At 60.0% G+C, this 17,841-nt stretch carries 21 protein-coding genes, 3 tRNA genes and 2 pseudogenes; 13 read left to right on the top strand and 13 right to left on the bottom strand.

Going from position 1 to position 17,841, the window contains the following annotated elements; translation table 11 throughout:
- Window positions 1–12: 12 nt before the first annotated feature.
- Window positions 13–1,083, bottom strand: coding sequence for a polyamine ABC transporter substrate-binding protein (locus tag AC0L26_RS25415; RefSeq protein ID WP_473635053.1), 1,071 nt, complete (start codon window positions 1,081–1,083; stop codon window positions 13–15).
- 91 nt (window positions 1,084–1,174) lie between these two features.
- On the opposite strand from AC0L26_RS25415, the gene AC0L26_RS25410 reads away from it, so the two are divergent.
- The 3 genes from AC0L26_RS25410 to AC0L26_RS25400 all read left to right on the top strand — a co-directional run bounded on the left by AC0L26_RS25410 (window position 1,175) and on the right by AC0L26_RS25400 (window position 2,783).
- Window positions 1,175–1,789 (top strand): TetR/AcrR family transcriptional regulator, encoded by a 615-nt coding sequence (locus AC0L26_RS25410; RefSeq protein WP_128241165.1) that lies wholly within the window; start codon window positions 1,175–1,177, stop codon window positions 1,787–1,789.
- 235 nt (window positions 1,790–2,024) lie between these two features.
- Complete coding sequence (locus tag AC0L26_RS25405; protein WP_352954419.1) at window positions 2,025–2,501, top strand: DUF995 domain-containing protein; 477 nt, start codon at window positions 2,025–2,027, stop codon at window positions 2,499–2,501.
- A gap of 96 nt (window positions 2,502–2,597) precedes the next feature.
- A complete protein-coding gene (locus AC0L26_RS25400) occupies window positions 2,598–2,783 on the top strand; it encodes a hypothetical protein (RefSeq protein WP_473635052.1) in 186 nt (61 codons plus the stop codon).
- A 78-nt stretch (window positions 2,784–2,861) separates the two neighbouring features.
- On the opposite strand, the gene AC0L26_RS25395 is transcribed toward AC0L26_RS25400, so the two are convergent.
- From AC0L26_RS25395 to AC0L26_RS25380, 4 genes are all read right to left on the bottom strand, one after another.
- Entirely contained in the window at window positions 2,862–3,467 is a 606-nt protein-coding gene (locus tag AC0L26_RS25395; protein WP_473635051.1) for a cupin domain-containing protein, read from the bottom strand.
- A gap of 199 nt (window positions 3,468–3,666) precedes the next feature.
- Window positions 3,667–3,861, bottom strand: a complete 195-nt coding sequence (locus AC0L26_RS25390; protein ID WP_473635050.1) for a hypothetical protein — start codon at window positions 3,859–3,861, stop codon at window positions 3,667–3,669.
- 215 nt (window positions 3,862–4,076) lie between these two features.
- Complete coding sequence (locus AC0L26_RS25385) at window positions 4,077–4,316, bottom strand: hypothetical protein (protein ID WP_473635049.1); 240 nt, start codon at window positions 4,314–4,316, stop codon at window positions 4,077–4,079.
- Between the two features lie 175 nt (window positions 4,317–4,491).
- Window positions 4,492–4,567: transfer RNA gene (locus tag AC0L26_RS25380), tRNA-Thr, on the bottom strand.
- A 159-nt stretch (window positions 4,568–4,726) separates the two neighbouring features.
- Here AC0L26_RS25380 and AC0L26_RS25375 point away from each other — a divergent pair.
- Window positions 4,727–4,894, top strand: coding sequence for a hypothetical protein (locus AC0L26_RS25375; RefSeq protein ID WP_473635048.1), 168 nt, complete (start codon window positions 4,727–4,729; stop codon window positions 4,892–4,894).
- Between the two features lie 196 nt (window positions 4,895–5,090).
- Window positions 5,091–5,447 carry a hypothetical protein gene (locus AC0L26_RS25370; RefSeq protein WP_473635047.1) on the top strand — a complete coding sequence of 119 codons (357 nt, stop codon included), beginning with the start codon at window positions 5,091–5,093 and terminating at the stop codon, window positions 5,445–5,447.
- On the opposite strand, the gene AC0L26_RS25365 is transcribed toward AC0L26_RS25370, so the two are convergent.
- Complete coding sequence (locus AC0L26_RS25365; RefSeq protein WP_473635046.1) at window positions 5,415–5,909, bottom strand: YbaK/EbsC family protein; 495 nt, start codon at window positions 5,907–5,909, stop codon at window positions 5,415–5,417. The two genes, AC0L26_RS25370 and AC0L26_RS25365, sit on opposite strands and share 33 nt — an antisense overlap.
- Window positions 5,910–5,964: 55 nt before the next feature.
- The gene (gene bhcR / locus AC0L26_RS25360; protein WP_473635174.1) at window positions 5,965–6,849 is read right to left on the bottom strand and encodes an HTH-type transcriptional regulator BhcR; all 885 of its coding nucleotides are present in this window, start codon (window positions 6,847–6,849) and stop codon (window positions 5,965–5,967) included.
- A gap of 203 nt (window positions 6,850–7,052) precedes the next feature.
- Here bhcR and gcl point away from each other — a divergent pair, with 203 nt between their 5' ends.
- The 3 genes from gcl (at window position 7,053) to AC0L26_RS25345 (ending at window position 10,755) form a co-directional block, all read left to right on the top strand.
- A complete protein-coding gene (gcl, locus tag AC0L26_RS25355) occupies window positions 7,053–8,834 on the top strand; it encodes a glyoxylate carboligase (RefSeq protein WP_473635045.1) in 1,782 nt (593 codons plus the stop codon).
- Window positions 8,835–8,847: 13 nt separating this feature from the next.
- A complete protein-coding gene (hyi, locus tag AC0L26_RS25350) occupies window positions 8,848–9,645 on the top strand; it encodes a hydroxypyruvate isomerase (RefSeq protein WP_473635044.1) in 798 nt (265 codons plus the stop codon).
- 225 nt (window positions 9,646–9,870) lie between these two features.
- Window positions 9,871–10,755, top strand: a complete 885-nt coding sequence (locus AC0L26_RS25345; protein ID WP_473635043.1) for a 2-hydroxy-3-oxopropionate reductase — start codon at window positions 9,871–9,873, stop codon at window positions 10,753–10,755.
- Between the two features lie 70 nt (window positions 10,756–10,825).
- Here AC0L26_RS25345 and AC0L26_RS25340 read toward each other — a convergent pair whose 3' ends face one another.
- Window positions 10,826–11,668, bottom strand: a complete 843-nt coding sequence (locus tag AC0L26_RS25340; RefSeq protein ID WP_473635042.1) for a TrmH family RNA methyltransferase — start codon at window positions 11,666–11,668, stop codon at window positions 10,826–10,828.
- A 201-nt stretch (window positions 11,669–11,869) separates the two neighbouring features.
- On the opposite strand from AC0L26_RS25340, the gene AC0L26_RS25335 reads away from it, so the two are divergent.
- A tRNA-Tyr gene (locus AC0L26_RS25335) sits at window positions 11,870–11,954 on the top strand.
- Between the two features lie 70 nt (window positions 11,955–12,024).
- Window positions 12,025–12,098, top strand: a tRNA-Gly gene (locus tag AC0L26_RS25330).
- Window positions 12,099–12,257: 159 nt separating this feature from the next.
- Here the strand turns inward: AC0L26_RS25330 and AC0L26_RS25325 are convergent.
- Entirely contained in the window at window positions 12,258–12,725 is a 468-nt protein-coding gene (locus tag AC0L26_RS25325; RefSeq protein ID WP_473635041.1) for a YidB family protein, read from the bottom strand.
- A 157-nt stretch (window positions 12,726–12,882) separates the two neighbouring features.
- Between AC0L26_RS25325 and AC0L26_RS25320 the strand changes: the two genes are divergently transcribed.
- Window positions 12,883–13,140, top strand: coding sequence for a GlsB/YeaQ/YmgE family stress response membrane protein (locus AC0L26_RS25320; protein WP_354492416.1), 258 nt, complete (start codon window positions 12,883–12,885; stop codon window positions 13,138–13,140).
- A gap of 79 nt (window positions 13,141–13,219) precedes the next feature.
- Here AC0L26_RS25320 and AC0L26_RS25315 read toward each other — a convergent pair whose 3' ends face one another.
- The gene (locus AC0L26_RS25315; RefSeq protein ID WP_473635040.1) at window positions 13,220–13,891 is read right to left on the bottom strand and encodes a peptidoglycan recognition protein family protein; all 672 of its coding nucleotides are present in this window, start codon (window positions 13,889–13,891) and stop codon (window positions 13,220–13,222) included.
- Between the two features lie 181 nt (window positions 13,892–14,072).
- Window positions 14,073–14,501: a GFA family protein gene (locus tag AC0L26_RS25310; RefSeq protein WP_473635039.1), complete on the bottom strand. Its 429-nt coding sequence runs from the start codon at window positions 14,499–14,501 to the stop codon at window positions 14,073–14,075.
- 237 nt (window positions 14,502–14,738) lie between these two features.
- Between AC0L26_RS25310 and AC0L26_RS25305 the strand changes: the two are divergent.
- Window positions 14,739–14,887 (top strand): annotated as a pseudogene (locus tag AC0L26_RS25305) (alpha-hydroxy-acid oxidizing protein).
- 245 nt (window positions 14,888–15,132) lie between these two features.
- Here the strand turns inward: AC0L26_RS25305 and AC0L26_RS25300 are convergent.
- Together AC0L26_RS25300 and AC0L26_RS25295 are read right to left on the bottom strand one after the other, a co-directional pair.
- Window positions 15,133–16,155 (bottom strand): hydroxyacid dehydrogenase, encoded by a 1,023-nt coding sequence (locus AC0L26_RS25300; protein ID WP_473635173.1) that lies wholly within the window; start codon window positions 16,153–16,155, stop codon window positions 15,133–15,135.
- Window positions 16,156–16,569: 414 nt separating this feature from the next.
- Complete coding sequence (locus AC0L26_RS25295; protein ID WP_473635038.1) at window positions 16,570–17,457, bottom strand: DMT family transporter; 888 nt, start codon at window positions 17,455–17,457, stop codon at window positions 16,570–16,572.
- Window positions 17,458–17,764: 307 nt separating this feature from the next.
- Between AC0L26_RS25295 and AC0L26_RS25290 the strand changes: the two are divergent.
- A pseudogene (locus AC0L26_RS25290) lies at window positions 17,765–17,841 on the top strand (GTP-binding protein); the annotation flags it as partial.

Genomic DNA, 17,841 nt, shown 5'->3' with positions numbered 1-17,841 from the left:
ACCGGCTACCGGTCACTGCGCCTGCAGCATTTCGGTCCAGACGTCCTGCATCTTCTTGTCGAGATCGGCGTTCGGCGCCGGGTAGGGCTGGGCGCGGGCGAGGAAATCCGGCTGCTCATCGAAGCGCAGGATCTTCTTCTGCTCGTCGCTCAGCGCCGCCTTGGCATTCGCCGGCATGCCCCAATAGCAGGCGGAGGTGGCAAGCCGCGCCTGGCCTTCGGGGCTCATAATGTACTGGATGAACTTCAGCGCCATGTCCTTGTTCTCCGAGTCCTTGAACATGGCGAGCGACTGCGACCACAGCACAGCACCTTCTTTAGGAATGGAGAAGTCGAGGGCAGGGTTCTCCTTGGCCAGCCCGGCCGTCACCCATTCGCCGCCGCCGACCAGTATGTCGACCTCGCCGGTCGCCAGCGCCGTCTGGCTGGCGGTCACTTCGCCGACCAGCTTGGCATTGGCCTTCATCTTGAGCAGCTCTTCCTTGATGGCGGGAAGGTCGGCTTCGGTCAGCTCGGCAGTCTTCTTGCCGATCGCCAGTGCTGCCATGCCGATGACCGGCAGGTAATAGTCATAGATGGCGATCTTGCCCTTGTACTTGTCGCCGGTCAGCGCAGTCATCGACTGCATGTCGGCCGGATCGACCTTGGTCTTGTTATAGCCGATCGTGTTGTAGCCGAATTTTTCGGTAATGCCGTAGCGCTTGCCGTCGACCACGGTGGAGCTGTCCATCTTCACCTGCGGAAAGAGGTCGGCGAAGGGCAGCTTGTCTTCCGGCAGAGGTTCGAACAGGCCCTTTTCGACGCCGCGCGGTATGTCGATGCTGTCGATCACCATCACATCCCAGTCGCCGGGCTGCGACTGTTCGACGATCGCCATGCCGGCGCCGGTGCCCTCGAATTCCTTGACATTGACCTTGACGCCATTGGCCTCCTCAAAGGGCTGCAGCAGCGCCGGGTCGGCATGATCGCACCAGATCAGCGCGTTGAGATCCGCAGCCTGTGCGCCTGTCGCGAGCAGAAGGGCTGCGGCTGCAGTAGCGGCGCGCAGATGGGTTTTCAAAACGGACGTGGAATTGATGGACATCGAGTGTTCTCCCTTGCCTTTTTGGCTTCTGGCAAAAAATTGAACCAATTCTAAAATTGAGTCAATTCTGTTTTTATGGCAAATAGCCGATATGAGTGGATTGCGGGCAAGGCAAAAGGCGGACCGGCACCGTCGTATCATCGAGGCGGCGGCGGCGCTTTTCCGCGACGCCGGCTATGAAGGCGCCAAGATCGAGACGATCGCGGCGCAGGCCGAGGTGTCGGTCGGCACGATCTACAATTACTACCAGAACAAGGGCGATATCCTGGGCGCCATCGTTTCGATGGAGGTCAACGAGGTGCTCAATGCCGGGCAGGGCGTCGTCGCCAATCCACCGGCCAATGTCGGGGACGCGCTCGACACGCTGCTCGGCATCTATATCGAGCATTCGCTGCACTACCTCAGCAAGGAGATGTGGCGGCAGGCGATGGCGATCTCGACGCAGCTGCCCGACAGCCCGTTCGGCCAGGCCTACACCGCGCTCGACCGGGCACTGACCGAACAGATCCGCGCGCTGATCGCGAGACTGCAGGCGATCGACCTGGTGCGCCGCGATATCGACGGGCAGGCCCTGGGCGAGCTGGTGTTCAACAACATGAACATGATGTTCATCGAGTTCGTGAAGCGCGACAAGGCCAGGATTGCGGAACTGCGCGCGGCGATACGCCGGCAGAACCGCATTCTGGTGGCAGCGATTGGGGTTTGAGAAGGTCTGCTGATGGATTTCAGGTCCGCTGGACGCACCTCTGCGCACGCTGCATAGATTTGGCTCTCGTATCCGTTAGCACGGTAGCATGCCGCTATTTGGCGCCCATTGGGCCTTGCCCCTTGCGGGCTGAGAGCCGTTGCTCAGGCCTAACTGGTTGACCATTGTTTAGAAAGATCTAAAGTAATGGCGCTACGGAAATACCGAACAACAATCAATGGAGGGGAGTAGCGTTATGAGACGAATTCGTTCGGCAGTATTCCCTATTTTGGTCTTGAGTCTGGCAGCGCAGGTATCGGCCGCATCGGCCGACAATTTGCCCAAGACCGCCAAACCTATGTCGGCGGATGAAGTGCGTGCCGTCTATTCAGGAAAGTCCGCTGTCTGGGACGACGCTCGCGCTTTCTTTGCTCCGGATGGAAGTGTCATCGGTTACAATACAAAGGGGAAGGTTACTTTTTCAGGCAGTTGGAGTGTTTCTTCAAATCGGAATTGCATGAAAGTTGCCTGGAAGTCGATCAAGTCGGCCGATACCGGTAAAGCGTCCGATTGCTGGCAGTGGTACAAGGACGGAAAGAAGATCTGGACGCTATGGTCCACTCACTATGATGGCTCCAAACCCAAGAAGGATGATTATTACCAAGGCGAGTTGAAGAGGCTGAAAGCCGGAGACAAGGTATCCAAGGAATACGCCAAACTGACGAAATCCTAAGCCGACTAACGGACGTTTTTCGGGGAGACGGCGGGGCGGTGGTCCCGTCAGTCAGTGCTCCGCCACGGGAATTGCCGTCCGGTCGCTATCGGCTTGGTGCGCCCCGATACAGACGGGCCGGCGCTCGGCGAACTGATCTTCAACAACATGAACATGATGTTCATCGAGTTCGTGAAACGCGACGAGGCGAGGATCGCGGAGTTGCGCGCGGCGATACGAAGGCAGAACCGGATTCTGGTGGCAGCGATTGGAAGGAGGCCTCTCACCCAAACCACGTCGTGAGGGGCCAAGAAGCGCCGGCTCCACCCAAGGACCTTGCAAACTGTGAAAGCGAGTGTTGCCCAATTTGCGACATCGAAATCACGCACCCGAAAGGCCTGCCAGCGCGAGGATTTCGAGGGCCGGGGTGATATGTGCGTGCGGTTTGCAGTAGCTGGGATCGATCGCCCGATAGCCAAGCAGGTTGGCAAGCGGCACCAGAAGCCCCAACGCCGCCCGCTGGATCGCCGGTGACGGCCGCGTGAAGACGATCACATCGGCAAATTCCCTGGCGATGACCGCCGCTTGAAGCGGTGAAGGTCTGCCTTTCTTATCCACCTTGCCAGCATTGGCCAGGCCGAAGAGCATGCCGATCAGCAGTTCGAAACGGTTCGGGTCAATGTGGTCCGCACCGTGAGCCCGTTGGATTTCGATCAGGATCTGCGCCTCGTCGGTTTTGCTGCTGTTCCACCAATCATGTGCAACGCCTGCCTCGGCCGTGGCGGATTGCCCAGGTCCCAGAGAGAAAGTCTTCCCGGCGATGCAGGCATCGAGCCGGCCGCTGAAGACGGTAAAACGTTCAATCATGTTCGGGTGGAAGTGCTCGCCTACCACCGCGGCCCCCGGCCGAGCGGTTAAATAAACGATGCCAGGCCCTTCGCCACGGTCTTCGGTGCCGCGCAGGATCACTGCATATTCGCCGGTCACCTTGTTCTCGTAGACATCTCCACAGCGTGACATGGATCAGCTCGCAGTTTCAGAACACCGGCACATCACAGGCAAAAGATCCCAGTGCCGCAGCTTTCGCGAAATCTATTTAAAGCATGTGCCCCAAAAAGCGTAAGGGGCCAGCGCGCCAAGCAATCCCGAGAGAGATAGTTGCCTCCCCGGGGCACGACCGGCAATTTTACCGAGCATGCCTGGGCCGTGCGCGCGGAAACGGCACGACGGTCAGTGGCGCCTTGCGGAATTCCGCGATGGCTATTTCCTCGATCAGGGAGTCCAGCGCCTCGCTGACGCGTTGGCTCGTTTCATCCATGCCGCAGAGCCGGTTTTGGGCGCACTCCAAGAGCTCGCGCGCAGCGGCGAAGTCGCTTCGCATGACATCACCCATTTGATTTTACCCGCCGCCCGGACATTGTCGACGCGCTAAATTGAGCGATTGCTAATATACACAGGTGCATTTTAATCGAATGGCATTAAGTGGCCGGGAGGGCAGGGTTGCCGGCCGGTCCGCCTGCGCTGCTGCATCAGTTGGTTCGATCGAATTTTTTTGATGCCCAGACGTGATCCGAAGGGCTTCGCGTGGCAGGAGGATTAGTACGATCTTGGGCGGCTTAGAAATTCCCTGGCAGCAGCGATTTGGCGTCTATGCTCGCGAAGGAAGGCCAGGCTGAAACAAACCGAAAAGGCCAGTCCTGAAAGGATTATCGTTGTTTGCGAGGTTGGATCAGGATCGGGAACCACCAGGAAGCGGAAACCGAACGCCAACGCGAGGGCAGCAAGACCACCATACATGCCGCCAATAAAGGGGGCGATCGTACGTTTTTGCTCCAACGGAGGCTCCTCTGTTCCCACTAGGGAATACCTAGGGTTTCCCACTGGGGAATACCTGTGGTTCCCATTCAGGGATATATGCGTTGAAGCTGATGTGCTACGGCCCCGGCCTGTGGAAATCGGGGATGAGCAGATTTCGACCGACCGTGGGAGGTTCTCACAAGAAGCGGTTTGCTGGTGCCCCCGGACGGAATCGAACCGCCGACCTTCGGTTTACAAAACCGCTGCTCTACCAGCTGAGCTACAAGGGCACGGCGCTCCGGTTAGCATATTTGTTGCGCCAGTAAAGACAAAACTCTGTTTTTGGTTTCCCATAAGCCCGCCGGAGCTGCCGGCGCGGGCATCCTGAAAAACGGCCAATTCGCTTCCTATATTGATTGAAGGTGCAATCGCATGGGCGAGGGTATCGCATGATCAGACTTGTCGTCATTGCCCTGGTCGTCGTCGTGGCCTGGATTCTCCTGGTGAAGCTGATCAAGGATCTGAAGAGCGCCAGCGTCGACTGGACCGGCGTCACCACCATCATCGGCTTCATCGCGCTCGCCTTCTGGCTGCGCCATATCACCGGCATGGGCTGAGGCGCTACCGTCACCGCTGCCGGCTTTGAGGGGAAGTGAACCGTTTCAGGCAAGGGAAAAGGGGCACCCACTGCCCCTTTTCAGCTGTCTGGGTTGCAAAATTGAACCCGGCACCGCAACCGGTTCAAGCGAGGGATGTACAGGGTTTTTTCGACAGCTTAGTCTGGCGCTGAAGGCGCCAGAGGGAGAGGGACGCTTGGACGAGCACGAACCCAAGGCAGAGCAGATTGAGACGGATTTCCGCAACGGCTCGATCACCACCGTCGGCATTCTACTGGCTTTCTCGCTGGGCTTCATCACGCATTGGGCCGCCAACCCGCTCCCTTGGGAAATCTATCACCTGGCAGCCGTCGTGCCGATTTTGATAGGCATTGCCTTGCAGATACGAGCGTTGCGGTTGCTGCTCGACACAACGTCTCTACAGCGACGCGTCTATGAGCGCGCCACCCGCATCTTCATCGCCGGCCTCATCTTCACCGCCTGCGGAGTTGGGCTGGCGATGCTGCTTGATTTCTACGACCTATCGACCAAGAGCGCGGTGCCCGGGGCCTAGCTCATCCTGACAGATGTCGCACCATTCGGCGCCGGTCAGCGCTGCCATGCGCTCGACGCCTATTTTCACCGCTGCATTGGTTGCGCCGGCCGCTGGCACGACCTGATCGTGGGCGCGCAGCGATACGTCGCAATAGACCGGCAACGGCGAGGCGAGGCCGAAGGGGCAGACGCCGCCAATCGGATGGCCAGTGATTTCGGCCACCTGCTCGGCATCGAGCATGCGCGGCTTGCCGCCGAATGCATCGCGCGCCTTGCGATTGTCGATGCGCGCGTCGCCGCGGGCGACGACCAGCATGACCCGGTCACCGACGCGCAGGCAGATGGTCTTGGCGATCTGCCCCGGCTCGACGCCATGCGCCTCGGCCGCGAGCGCGACGGTCGCCGAGCTTGTCGGCGTTTCGATCACCTCGATATCGGGGGCATATTCGGCGAAGAAGGCTTTGACGGATTGGAGGCTCATGCGTCTTTTCGGCTGGCGGAAGGTGGACGCAAACTTGGCCGTAGCCGGGCGGCTGTCAAGGTGAGCGCGCAGCGCCAATCTCGAAGAGTGAACCCGGTTCGCCGGCGCGGCTTGGTGAAGAAGGGGGCGGCAGACCACCAATCATCCTGGTTACTTCCATTGCGGCCTCGCGCACCAGGGGGCCGATCTCGGCCAGCCGCTCCGGCGTCACGCGCACCGTCGGGCCGGAGACCGAAACCCCGCCGATCGGCTCGCCGAACTCGTTGAAGATGGCGGCGGCCACGCAGCGCATGCCGGGATGCCGCTCCTCGTCGTCGACCGACCAGCCGCGCAGCTTGATCGTCACCAGATCGCGAGCCAGCGCAGAGATATCGGACAGCGTCTTTTCGGTGAAGCGCTCCAGTCCGGCCCGGCGCAGGATCGCGCCGACGCGCTCCGGCTCGAGATGCGCCAGCACCGCCTTGCCGATGCCCGAGGCATGGAAGGAACTGCGCGTGCCCGGCCGGAAGAAGGCGCGGATTGCCTGATGCGTCTCGACCTGGCTGACGAAGACGACGCAATCATCCTCGGCGACGCCCAGATTGGCGGTTTCGCCGGTCTTCTCCATCAGTTCCTGCATAACGGCGCGGGCGCGGTCGACCAGCTTGCGGCGGCGCAGGAACGCCGCGCCCATGCGATAGGTTTCGACGCCGATCGACCAAAGCTGGTCGGTGCTGTCGAACTCGACCATGCCGTGGTTTTCCAGCGTCGTCAGCATGCGGTAGGCGGTAGACGCGGCGAGGCCGCTCTGCGCAGCGATTTCGCTCAGCGACAGCCCGCTGCCCTCGGCAACGATGGCCAGAATGCGCAACGCCCGGTCGAGCGACTGCACCGAGGCGGCCTCGGCGGGGCCGTTGAAGGAGCGCGGACGGCCACGCTGACGTTTTTCACTCGTTTCCACGGCGCCATTGTCGCCAATTCCACCAAACAGGGCAATGAAAAAGTTTTCCACAAACCAGAGAAGCCGATCTCTGGAAAACGGAAAATACAACAAAATCAGCCTATAGCAGTCGCTTTTTAGAAATGAAAAAATATTCTGAAAAAATTGAAAAATAGCGGGAACGCTGCCATCCTTGGCCATCTACACATTTGCGGAGGCTTGCTATGGCCAGGATGCGCGCGGTCGACGCAGCGGTTCTTGTTCTCGAAAAGGAAGGCATTTCCTGCGCCTTCGGCGTGCCAGGTGCGGCGATCAACCCGCTCTATTCGGCGCTGAAGGCGAGGGGCACCATCCGCCACATCCTCGCGCGCCATGTCGAGGCGGCGTCGCACATGGCCGAAGGCTATACCCGCGCCAGATCGGGCAATATCGGTCTGTGCGTCGGCACTTCGGGTCCGGCCGGCACAGACATGATCACCGGCCTCTATTCGGCCGCGGCCGATTCTATTCCCATCCTCTGCATCACCGGCCAGGCGCCGCGGGCGCGTCTCAACAAGGAGGATTTCCAGGCGGTCGACATCGCCGCCATCGCCGCACCCGTCGCCAAATGGGCGGTCACCGTCATGGAACCTTATCTCGTGCCGATGGCGCTGCAGAAGGCGTTCCACCTGATGCGCTCGTCGCGACCCGGTCCGGTGCTGATCGATCTGCCGGTCGACGTGCAACTGGCCGAGATCGAGTTCGATATCGATGCCTATGAGCCGCTGGTAACGTTCAAGCCGGCAATGTCGCGCGGTCAGGCGGAGAAGGCGTTGGCGATGCTCAACGCGGCCGAAAGGCCGCTGATCGTCGCCGGCGGCGGCATCATCAATGCCGACGCTTCGGATTTGCTGATCGAGTTCGCCGAAGTTACAGGCGTGCCTGTCATCCCGACGCTGATGGGCTGGGGCGCGATCCCCGACGACCACCGGCTGATGGCCGGCATGTGCGGGCTGCAGACGTCGCATCGCTACGGCAACGCGACGATGCTCGAGGCCGATTTCGTCTTCGGCATCGGCAACCGCTGGGCCAACCGCCACACCGGCTCGGTCGACGTCTACACCAGAGGCAAAAAATTCATCCATGTCGACATCGAGCCGACCCAAATAGGCCGTGTTTTCGCGCCGGATCTCGGTGTCGTGTCGGATGCCGGTGCCGCGCTGAAAATGCTGCTCGACGTCGCCACCGAATGGAAGACCGCGGGGAAACTGCGCGACTGGTCGAGCTGGGCCAGGGAATGCCAGGGCCGCAAGAAGACGATGAAACGCAAGACGCATTTCGACCAGGTGCCGCTGAAGCCGCAGCGCGTCTATGAGGAGATGAACAAGGCATTCGGCCGCGACACCACCTATGTCACCACGATCGGGCTTTCGCAGATCGCCGGCGCGCAGTTCCTGCACGTCTACAAGCCGCGCAATTGGATCAACTGCGGCCAGGCCGGCCCGCTCGGCTGGACACTGCCGGCAGCGCTTGGCGTCCGCGCCGCCGATCCGCACCGCAACATTGTCGCGCTATCCGGCGACTATGATTTCCAGTTCATGATCGAGGAATTGGCGGCCGGCGCGCAGCATAAATTGCCTTACATCCATGTCGTCGTGAACAATGCCTATCTCGGCCTGATCCGCCAGGCGCAGCGTGGCTTTTCGATGGATTTCGAAGTCAGCCTCGCCTTCGAGAACGTCAACCGCAAAGACGATCCCGAGGCTGGCTACGGCGTCGATCATGTCGCTGTCGCCGAGGCCATGGGCTGCAAGGCGGTCCGGGTGCGCAGGCCGGAGGAATTCGCCGGCGCCTTCGAGCAGGCGCAGCGCCTGATGAAGGAATACCAGGTTCCGGTGGTGCTCGAATTCATCCTCGAACGCGTCACCAACATTTCGATGGGCACCGAAATCGACAAGATCACCGAGTTCGAGGAGCTTGCCGAACATCACGAAGACGCCCCCACGGCGATCGTCATGCTCGACTGAATGGGAGAAGTGAATGCCGCGTTTTTCAGCGAATCTTTCGATGCTCTTTGGCGAGCATGATTTCCTCGACCGCTTCGATGCCGCCGCCCGCGCCGGTTTCAAGGGCGTCGAATATATCGGCCCTTATGAGCATGCGCCTGAGACAGTTGCAGCAGGGCTGAAGAAGAACGGCCTGACGCAGGTGCTGTTTAACCTGCCGGCCGGCGACTGGGGCAAGGGCGAGCGCGGCATCGCCGTGTTGCCGGATCGCATTCCGGAGTTCCGGCAAGGCGTTGCCAAGGCGATCACCTACGCGCACGCGCTGGGCTGCGAACAGGTCAACTGCCTCGCCGGCATCGCGCCGCAGGGCGTCGAACGGAGCGTGCTGGAAGACGTCTTCGCCGAGAACTTGGCTTTCGCCGCGGAGAAGCTGGAGCAGGCCGGCATCAGGCTGTTGATCGAACCGATCAACACGCTCGATATTCCGGGCTTTTTTCTCAATTATTCGGAGCAGGCACTGGCGCTCATCGACCGCGTCGGCTCGAAGAACCTGTTCCTGCAATATGACATCTATCACATGCAGATCATGGAGGGGGATCTCGCCCGCACCATCGAGGCAAACCTCGGCCGCATCGCGCATATCCAGCTAGCGGACAATCCCGGCCGTCATGAGCCGGGGACGGGCGAGATCAATTTCCCTTTTCTGTACAATTACATCGACAGCATCGGCTATTCCGGCTGGGTCGGGGCGGAGTACAAGCCGAAGGCGGGGACGGATGCCGGCCTGGGATGGTTCCGGGACCTGGCCGGGCGGGGCAGTGCTGCGGCTTAGGGTCAAGGACTATTGAAGTTCCTTCGCGCCCCCCCTCTGGCCTGCCGGCCATCTCCCCCACGGGTGGGGAGATTGGCAGTTTCGGCGCCGGCTTTTAACTTTCCCGACCTCTAAAATTGGCGAAAGCGGCGGCGACATCCAATCTCCCTCCTTGTGGGGGAGATGGCCGGCAGGCCAGAGGGGGGCGCGAAGGAACGCGGCCTTAACAAAGAACGGAGAAAATCAATGGAAACCATCGGTTTCATAGGCCTCGGCATCATGGGCGCGCCGATGGCGGGGCATCTGCTCGATGCGGGCTACCCCGTCGTCGCCAGCGACCACCGTTCGAAGCCGCCGGCCGATCTTATCGCCAAAGGTCTGAAGACAGTCACCGGCCATCACGCCGTGGCACGTGCCGCCGACATCATCATCACCATCGTGCCGGACACGCCTGAGGTGGCCGATGTGCTGTTCGGCGACAACGGCGTCGCCTCGGGTCTAACCGGGGGCAGACTGGTCATCGACATGAGCTCGATCTCGCCGATCGAGACCAAGGTTTTCGCCAGTAAGATCAACGTGCTAGGCTGCGACTATCTCGACGCTCCGGTGTCGGGCGGCGAGGTCGGCGCCAAGGCCGCATCGCTGACCATCATGGTCGGCGGCGAGGAAAAGGCTTTCGAGCGCGCCAGGCCGGTGTTCGAGAAGATGGGCAAGAACATCACGCTGGTCGGGCCCAATGGCGTCGGCCAGACCACCAAGGTTGCCAACCAGATCGTCGTCGCGCTGACCATTGAAGCCGTCGCCGAAGCCCTTGTTTTCGCATCGAAAGCCGGCGCTGATCCAGCCAAAGTACGACAAGCGCTGATGGGCGGATTGGCCGCCTCGCGCATCCTGGAAGTCCATGGCGAGCGCATGATCAAGCGCAGCTTCGCCCCGGGCTTCCGCATCGAACTGCATCAGAAGGATCTTAATCTCGCTCTGGAAGGCGCTAGGGCGCTGGGTGTGGCACTGCCCAATACCTCGACCACGCAGCAATTGTTCAACTCCTGTGCCGCCAATGGTGGCGCCAAGGAGGACCATTCGGCGCTGGTCAGGGCGCTGGAGCGGATGGCGGGGCATGAAGTGGGGTGAATAGTGAATAGTGAATAGTGAATAGTGAATAGGAAGGCGTCCTAACCATTCGCCATTGACTATTCACCATTCACCCCAGAAATTTCCTCGCCGCATAAAGGCTCACCGCCGCCGCGTTCGACACGTTGAGCGAGCGGATGGCGCCGGGCATGTCGAGCCGGGCGAGCGTCATCACCGTTTCGCGGGTCTTCTGGCGCAGGCCCTTGCCTTCGGCGCCCATCACCAGCGCGATCTTTTCCCCGGAAAAGCTCTTTTCAAGCTCAGCCGGCCCATCCGAATCGAGGCCGATGGTCTGGAAGCCGGCCTCGCGCAACTGGCCGAGCGCGTCGGCGAGGTTCTTCACCTCGATCTGGTCGATATGCTCCAGCGCGCCGGAGGCCGATTTTGCCAGCACACCGGATTCATGCGGGCTGTGGCGCGCCGTGGTGATCAGCGCGCCGGCGCCGAAGGCGACTGCCGAGCGCAGGATCGCGCCGACATTGTGCGGGTCGGTGACCTGGTCGAGCACCAGCACCAGCCTGGTCTCGCCGAGCGCGTCGAGGCGTTTTGGTTTCAGCGGCTCGGCTTCGATCAGCACGCCTTGATGGACGGCATCGGAGCCGGTGATCTTGTCGATGTCCTTCGGCTCGACCAGCTCAGCCGTGAACGGCAGGGCGGCGAGATCGGCGATCGCCAGCCGCTCGGCCGCGTTGCGCGTCACCAGCATTTTTTTGATCCGCCGGCGCGGATTGTCGAGCGCTGCCCGCACCGTATGCAGGCCGTAGAGCCGCACCAGGCCATCGGCGGGGATCTCGCCGGGCGGCACCGGCTGGCGCGGCCTGAACGCCGGCGCGCCGCCGGCCTTCTCGTCGCGATGGGCGCGCCGCAGCTTGGCATAGTGGGTGTCTTTTGGGGTGCCTGACTTATTGCTCATGGCTGGCTTCTATAACCGCCTACTTCGGCTAAGGATATGGCACGTCGCGGCGGATATCGAACAACAACGAAAAAGCCTGGCTGCGCGGTTGACACCCAATGGCCTTGCCGCCATAAGGCGCTTCGCTGATTTCGGACAAAACCAGGAGGTTTCGACCCTGATCAGCGTGAATGCCTCGTTGCAAGGCTTCGATGGCAGGCTGGAGAGGTGCCCGAGTGGTTAAAGGGGACGGACTGTAAATCCGTTGGCTTAGCCTACGTTGGTTCGAATCCAACCCTCTCCACCACTGCCAGCCCGGAGGTTTGAAACGCAAAAGCATCGGTTTTCAGATGAATCCGATGCTTTAACTGAAAGGCGCGGGTATAGCTCAGTGGTAGAGCAGCAGCCTTCCAAGCTGAATATGCGGGTTCGATTCCCGCTACCCGCTCCAGATCTCCATACGCTGCCCGCCAGGGCCGAACGTAGGATCCCGAACCAAAGGTCAGCGCAATTGAAACGCGCTTTGCGATCGGGATCATCCGCAAATCGATAGTTCGAAATGCTGGAGCTTCCGTAGCCCGTCCAAACGGACGCGTGGCGACTTAACTGTCTAAGTTGTGAACCTGTTGAATATCGACGCGAGTTGATTCTGCTGCGGCACTTGTCCGTTCGGCGTCAACTGGTCGACGAGGCCCGGCAAAGCCGCGGAGAGTTGCTTGAGCAGGTCCTGCTGGTTCAGACCGGTCCTTTGCGCGATCTCCTGAATGACCTGCGGCCCGAGCGCATTGCCCAGATCGTTGGCGTTGATCGGCTGGTTCTGCCCAGTGCCGACCCACGAATCGGCGACGTTGCCGTGGCCGGCGTTTTTCATCTTGTCGAGCAGGCCACCCAGCCCGTCGAGCAGGCCACCGTCGGTGGGCGCGGTTGTATCAGGCGGCACGGGGGCGGGGCTTTGCGCCGGGTCGGTCTGGGTGGAACTTCCACCGCTCAGCATTTTTCCAACCAGTAGCGCGCCGAGTGCGATCATCAGCGGCTTGGCGACGTTACCGCCGGGAACGGCATTGTCAAACAGTCCCATTGTGGATCTCCATGTCAACGTTGCCCATCCCGCCCCACAATGACCCATTCGGGTCGAATTTCAAGCTGGTTGATCTTTCCGTAATCACGAATTTCAAGTTGGCTTGAGCTTTGCTTAATAATGTGGAAGTAATCGGAGGCGGGGAATGGAGAGGAAAATGTCAATATTAAGCTGGATTGTCCTTGGCGCTATCGCCGGCTTCATAGGCAGTAAGATCGTCAACAAGAGCGGGCAGGGCCTTGTTCTTGACATCATACTCGGGATCGTGGGCGCCATCGTCGGCGGACTGATTTTCAGCGCCTTTGGCGCGTCAGGCGTTACCGGTCTCAACATCTACAGCCTGATCGTCGCTGTGCTGGGGTCGGTGGTCGTTCTGTGGGCCTATCACCAGTTTACCGGGAACCGGGCTCTTTAGAACATTTGCACTGCATCATTTGGCGTCGCAGAAATGCGGCAGCCGGGCGGATTTGCCTTCCGCTTGGCTGCTGCACGCTTTACCGCATCCTTTTGAGGATCTCCCGCACCAGCGTGTTGAAGCCAGCTTGGAGTCCTCTGGCCAGGATTGGCCACAATTCATCGAGCAGACGCCTGATGGCTGTTTCGAGGGCCATGTCACGGCCCGGTCTGACCGGCAGATTAGGCATCGCCCCCATCGCCGCCGTCACATCCCGCCGCAGCCGGTCGCCACAGGCTCTCGCGCCGACGACCGTCGGGTCGAAAGGCAGGCGGGAAAAATCCCATTTTCCGCGTTGCTCGACGCCGAGATTGCTTTCGACCTCGGCATGCGAAAGAACCGTCTTGGGCGTTACCTTGATGCGATAATATTTGCAAAGCTCGGCGACGACGACAATCAGCGCATCCCATTGCGTCCTCGTCATTGGATAGCGGCCGGCATCGAACGGCCTTTCCTCCGCTCCGGCCATGCAGCACAGAGAAACCCCGATCGAGCCGCTGTTGCAGTTGAGGGTGTGAGCTGCGTACCCTGATTTCACCCTGCCGGAATTAAGTGCGATGGAAGGCCGGCCCCTAACGAGGCTGCCATTGCCTTCGACAAGTATATGATAGGCGTCCTTGTCGGTATCGCCGGCCGAATGCGAGCCAGCCGTCCAGTGGCATACGACCCGCTTCATCGGAATGTTGGGCATCCAGTCCGGCGGCAGTGCCACAGAAATCCCCGCAACAATCGAGCGAACGGAATCACTATAAGTTCTTTGGCGCCGAATGTGAAAACGAAACGATAATTTGGTTGAGCGTTTCTAACACTTGGTGAACCGCGGCTAATCTATGGATGGGCTTGCGGCCGGTGCGATCATCCCTGTCGTCTGGCTGCCCGTCACCACATGCTCTTCATGTCACATGCTCTTCATATTGAGGCAGGTCATCGGTGATCGTGAACCACTTCGCCTTGGAGCCGACAAAGATGTGGTGCGTCGGGCGGATGGTCGGCTCATCGACAAGGGTTCCCATGGCGACGTGCACGAAAGCGCCGTCGCGGACGACCGAATAGAGCAATGAGCCGCAGGTCTTGCAGTGCGTGTTATGACCGGTCTCGTCGCCAAAGATCAGGAGGTTGTCGTCGCCTTCGGTCAGGCTCAGTCTCTCACGCTCGATGCCGGCAAACGGCTTGAAGGCTGAACCGGTGGTGCGCCGGCAGTTCGAGCAGTGGCAGTTCGCGGCATAGAGAAACTCATCGGCCACCGCATATTGCACGGCGCCACACAGGCACTTTCCGGCGAGCGTGCGGTCGTTGGCATGGCTTGTCACGGGCTTCTCCATCTTTTGCGGTGACCTCTGCTTAAACTAAGCGACCACGGTCAGCCGGCGCTTGCGCTCGTCGAGCGACACGATGGTCAGCCCGCTGGCCACCACCAGCAGGATGCCGCTGATCGCCAGCGCGTTCGCTCTGCCTGCTGTTGTGGAGCGGGTGAGCGGAGGGGCAGCCGTGATTGTGGACGGCGGTACAGTCGCGGCACTGATGTCCTCAAATGCCTGGCGTTGGGGGCGACGGCAGTGATGATCGGGCGCCCATATGTCTTCGCACTACCACGAGCGGTGCTGTCGGTGTTAGGCGTTGCGTCAATCTCTTGAAGAATGAGTTGGAGACTGCCATGGCGATCACGGGGCGGCGAACCGTTTGGGAGATTGACCGCTCAGTGATTTGATAGGCAGTCGCTATCCGAGCTTTTCATGTACCCTTACGCTCTGAATTTGGCCTTTCGCTTCAGTCTCCGGACGCAGCCCAGGGACGGAGTTGGAGGTTAAGCCGGCACATCGCGGCCATCGTGTGTCAGTCTTGACCCTATGCGGCCATCGTCTCTTGTTGCGTGACCCATGCTCGACTGTTTTTCTATTGACACCGTGTCACGATTGAACTCCGGTTGGACCATAATTTCCAACCCGTGCGTCTTTATCCTGGATTACGCGATCCTGGCACAGTTCTGGCTTCAGGATTGACGATGTCAGCTCTCCCTTCACCACTGATCATTGCCCATAGATTTTTGGCAGCATGCCAACCAATCGCCTGCGTCCCTTCACTTGTCCAGGCGGCAACATGCGGCGAGCAGATCACATTTGACCGCGTGAGCAGCGAATCGTCAGTCCTTGGTGGCTCTTGATCAAAGACATCCAATGCAGCCCCGGCAATTTGCTTCTGGTCTAGCGCATCGCGCAGCGCCGGATAGTTGATCAGTGAGCCCCGGCCTGTATTAACAAGGTAGGCGGTAGGTTTCATTTGGCCGAACGTCTGGGCATTCAGCAGATGGTGATTTTCCGGGTTCGGTGTAGCATGCAGCGTTATAAAGTCGGATTGGGCCAGGAGATCGGAAAGGCTGACTAATTCCACCCCCGCGGGTGCATCTTCGAGATATGGGTCATAGGCAATAATCCTCGCTTCCCAGCCACTTAAGCGCTGCGCCACGCCCCGACCGATGCGACCGAGACCGACAATGCCAACGGTTGCTCCGCGCAGCGTTGCGGAATGGGTCAAGCCGCGCCAACCACCACAACGGATAAATTCCGGAGTCCAAGTCCCAAGCTGCTTGGCGAGGGCCAACATCATTGCCACTGCATGTTCGCTTACTGTAAATATCTGAAAGTCATTGGGCGTGCTGCTGATAAGGATGCCGCGTTTGGTGGCAGCCTCGATGTCAATACTGTCAACTCCAATGCCATATTTGGATATATAGCGCAGCTCAGGCAATGCCTGCATCACGCGATCAGTAATACGCGTTCCACTTGCCCCCATGAGTGCCACGCAGCCTCTGGCATTGGCGATCAGTTCGTCCTCGGTAAAGCGCTGAAAAGGCATTTCCCAAAGTGCATGTCCGAGTTGCACTTCGAGCCCCTGCTGCCGTAGCCAATCAATAGATTTTTCGGTTGGATCATAGCGTTCGAACGCCAAAGCGCGGAGAGGCGTGCGGTTTGCGTACACCAAGATGGGTAGCTCCTTAACGACACCCACCGGATGACAGGCCCGTGAAGTTTGCGCATATTGGCATTTCTGGCAAGACCGGACCCTCGCGAACGGTGTAGACCGAACGCCAAACTCCTCATATTTGCCCTTCGTTTGTCGGGAATATCGATTTCGTTCTTCAAGGCACAGTGTTCTCGTGGTTTCGTTGCAAAGCATGACAACCGGCCGTTCACGCCAGCATTGATCAGGCGGCGACTGCAGTTCTGCAATTTTGCCGCAACCTCTAGGCAACAGGATCTGTAAATAGATGGGCGCGAATGACTGCAAGTGACCTTCGCGTCATTTCGGCGCGATGCGGAATCTGATCAGTGCCGGGGCGAAGCGGACCTTGCTCAAAGTCACGCCAATCAGCTCGATTTGTGAGTACGCGCCTTACGCCACCACGGTCAGCCGGCGCTTGCGCTCGTCGAGCGACACGATGGTCAGCCCGCTGGCCACCACCAGCAGGATGCCGCTGATCGCCAGCGCGTTCGGGAATTGCTGGAACACCACCAGACCCGAAATGACCGCCCAGACGGTGAAGCAGTAATAGAACGGCGCCACCACGCCGGCCGGCCCGACGCGATAGGCCATGAAGATGAAGAAGTGGCCGAAGATCAGGAACAATCCGGCCCCGGCCATCAGCAGCAGATGATGCATCTCGGGCATCACCCAGCGCTCCGACATCAGATGCGCAACGCCTGAGCCGACCAGCACCACCACCACCGCGGAAATTGCAACGATCATTCCAGGCACGTCGGCGGCGACCCGCCGTCCGGCGAGATCGCGCGCGGCGGCGAATGCCGCGTTGCCGAGGGCCAGCAGGGCGTAGACCGAGATTCCCTGCATGGTCGGCTGCGCCACCATCACCGCACCGACGAAGCCGAGCCCGATCAGCGCCATGCGCAGTCCCCCGATCCGTTCGCCGAACAGGACAGCGGAGCCAATCAGCATGAGAAGCGGAGTGATTTGCCCCAAGGCGGTCGAATCGGCGATCTGCATGTTGGCGAGCGCCACCACGTAGCAAAGGATTGCCGCCAGCTCGAGCAGGTTTCGTTGTAACACTCTCCTTTCGAGGATCAGCGGGATCTGCTTGGCGTAGCCCAGCGAAAGCAGCAATGGGATGCCCCACAGCGTTGCCGCTGTCCCGCGCAGAAACAACACCTCATAAGGTGGCAGCCCTGCCGTCGCCAGCTTCATCATGGTGTCGTTGACGACATAGGATCCAGTCGAGAGGATCATGAACAGTGGGCCGCGGATGGCAATCGGGATGAAATGCATCCGATCAGGAAATCAGACCGGCGCCACACCGGCAATGGGCCAGATCCAGCCGTAAAATCCGGCAAGGCGGACAGGCGCGAGCGGCGGTATCCATCCTGTGAATGCCGATGTCAGCGGAACCTATCTTCGCCCATTCCATTTCTTCTTGTTCGTTCCTATATCCGCGCCACATCCCCGAAACCGGATTACGGGTTCAGACCGGGTGAGCGCGCGCTCGGCCACAAGGCACTTGTGTTTTTCGGCCGTAGTCGCTAATCGCCCCGCATTCGACTGAACTGAAGGTCCAGGCCGTCCAAGGAAAGAGACTATGGCAAAAGGTAAATTCGAGCGTACAAAGCCTCATGTGAACATTGGCACGATTGGGCACGTCGATCATGGCAAGAC

It is taken from the genome of Mesorhizobium sp. WSM4823 (assembly GCF_055811195.1).
Note: the sequence above shows the minus strand (reverse complement) of the source record. Positions and strands in the feature narration are given on the sequence as shown.

Bases quoted from the DNA above. Each gene is read 5' to 3' on its own strand.
- AC0L26_RS25340 (WP_473635042.1), bottom strand. From the start codon at position 11,668: ATGAGCAATAAGTCAGGCACCCCAAAAGACACCCACTATGCCAAGCTG.
- AC0L26_RS25390 (WP_473635050.1), bottom strand. From the start codon at position 3,861: ATGCGAAGCGACTTCGCCGCTGCGCGCGAGCTCTTGGAGTGCGCCCAA.
- AC0L26_RS25310 (WP_473635039.1), bottom strand. From the start codon at position 14,501: ATGGAGAAGCCCGTGACAAGCCATGCCAACGACCGCACGCTCGCCGGA.
- AC0L26_RS25320 (WP_354492416.1), top strand. From the start codon at position 12,883: ATGTCAATATTAAGCTGGATTGTCCTTGGCGCTATCGCCGGCTTCATA.
- AC0L26_RS25405 (WP_352954419.1), top strand. From the start codon at position 2,025: ATGAGACGAATTCGTTCGGCAGTATTCCCTATTTTGGTCTTGAGTCTG.
- AC0L26_RS25375 (WP_473635048.1), top strand. From the start codon at position 4,727: ATGATCAGACTTGTCGTCATTGCCCTGGTCGTCGTCGTGGCCTGGATT.
- hyi (WP_473635044.1), top strand. From the start codon at position 8,848: ATGCCGCGTTTTTCAGCGAATCTTTCGATGCTCTTTGGCGAGCATGAT.
- AC0L26_RS25325 (WP_473635041.1), bottom strand. From the start codon at position 12,725: ATGGGACTGTTTGACAATGCCGTTCCCGGCGGTAACGTCGCCAAGCCG.
- AC0L26_RS25365 (WP_473635046.1), bottom strand. From the start codon at position 5,909: ATGAGCCTCCAATCCGTCAAAGCCTTCTTCGCCGAATATGCCCCCGAT.
- gcl (WP_473635045.1), top strand. From the start codon at position 7,053: ATGGCCAGGATGCGCGCGGTCGACGCAGCGGTTCTTGTTCTCGAAAAG.
- AC0L26_RS25410 (WP_128241165.1), top strand. From the start codon at position 1,175: ATGAGTGGATTGCGGGCAAGGCAAAAGGCGGACCGGCACCGTCGTATC.
- AC0L26_RS25295 (WP_473635038.1), bottom strand. From the start codon at position 17,457: ATGCATTTCATCCCGATTGCCATCCGCGGCCCACTGTTCATGATCCTC.
- AC0L26_RS25415 (WP_473635053.1), bottom strand. From the start codon at position 1,083: ATGTCCATCAATTCCACGTCCGTTTTGAAAACCCATCTGCGCGCCGCT.
- AC0L26_RS25345 (WP_473635043.1), top strand. From the start codon at position 9,871: ATGGAAACCATCGGTTTCATAGGCCTCGGCATCATGGGCGCGCCGATG.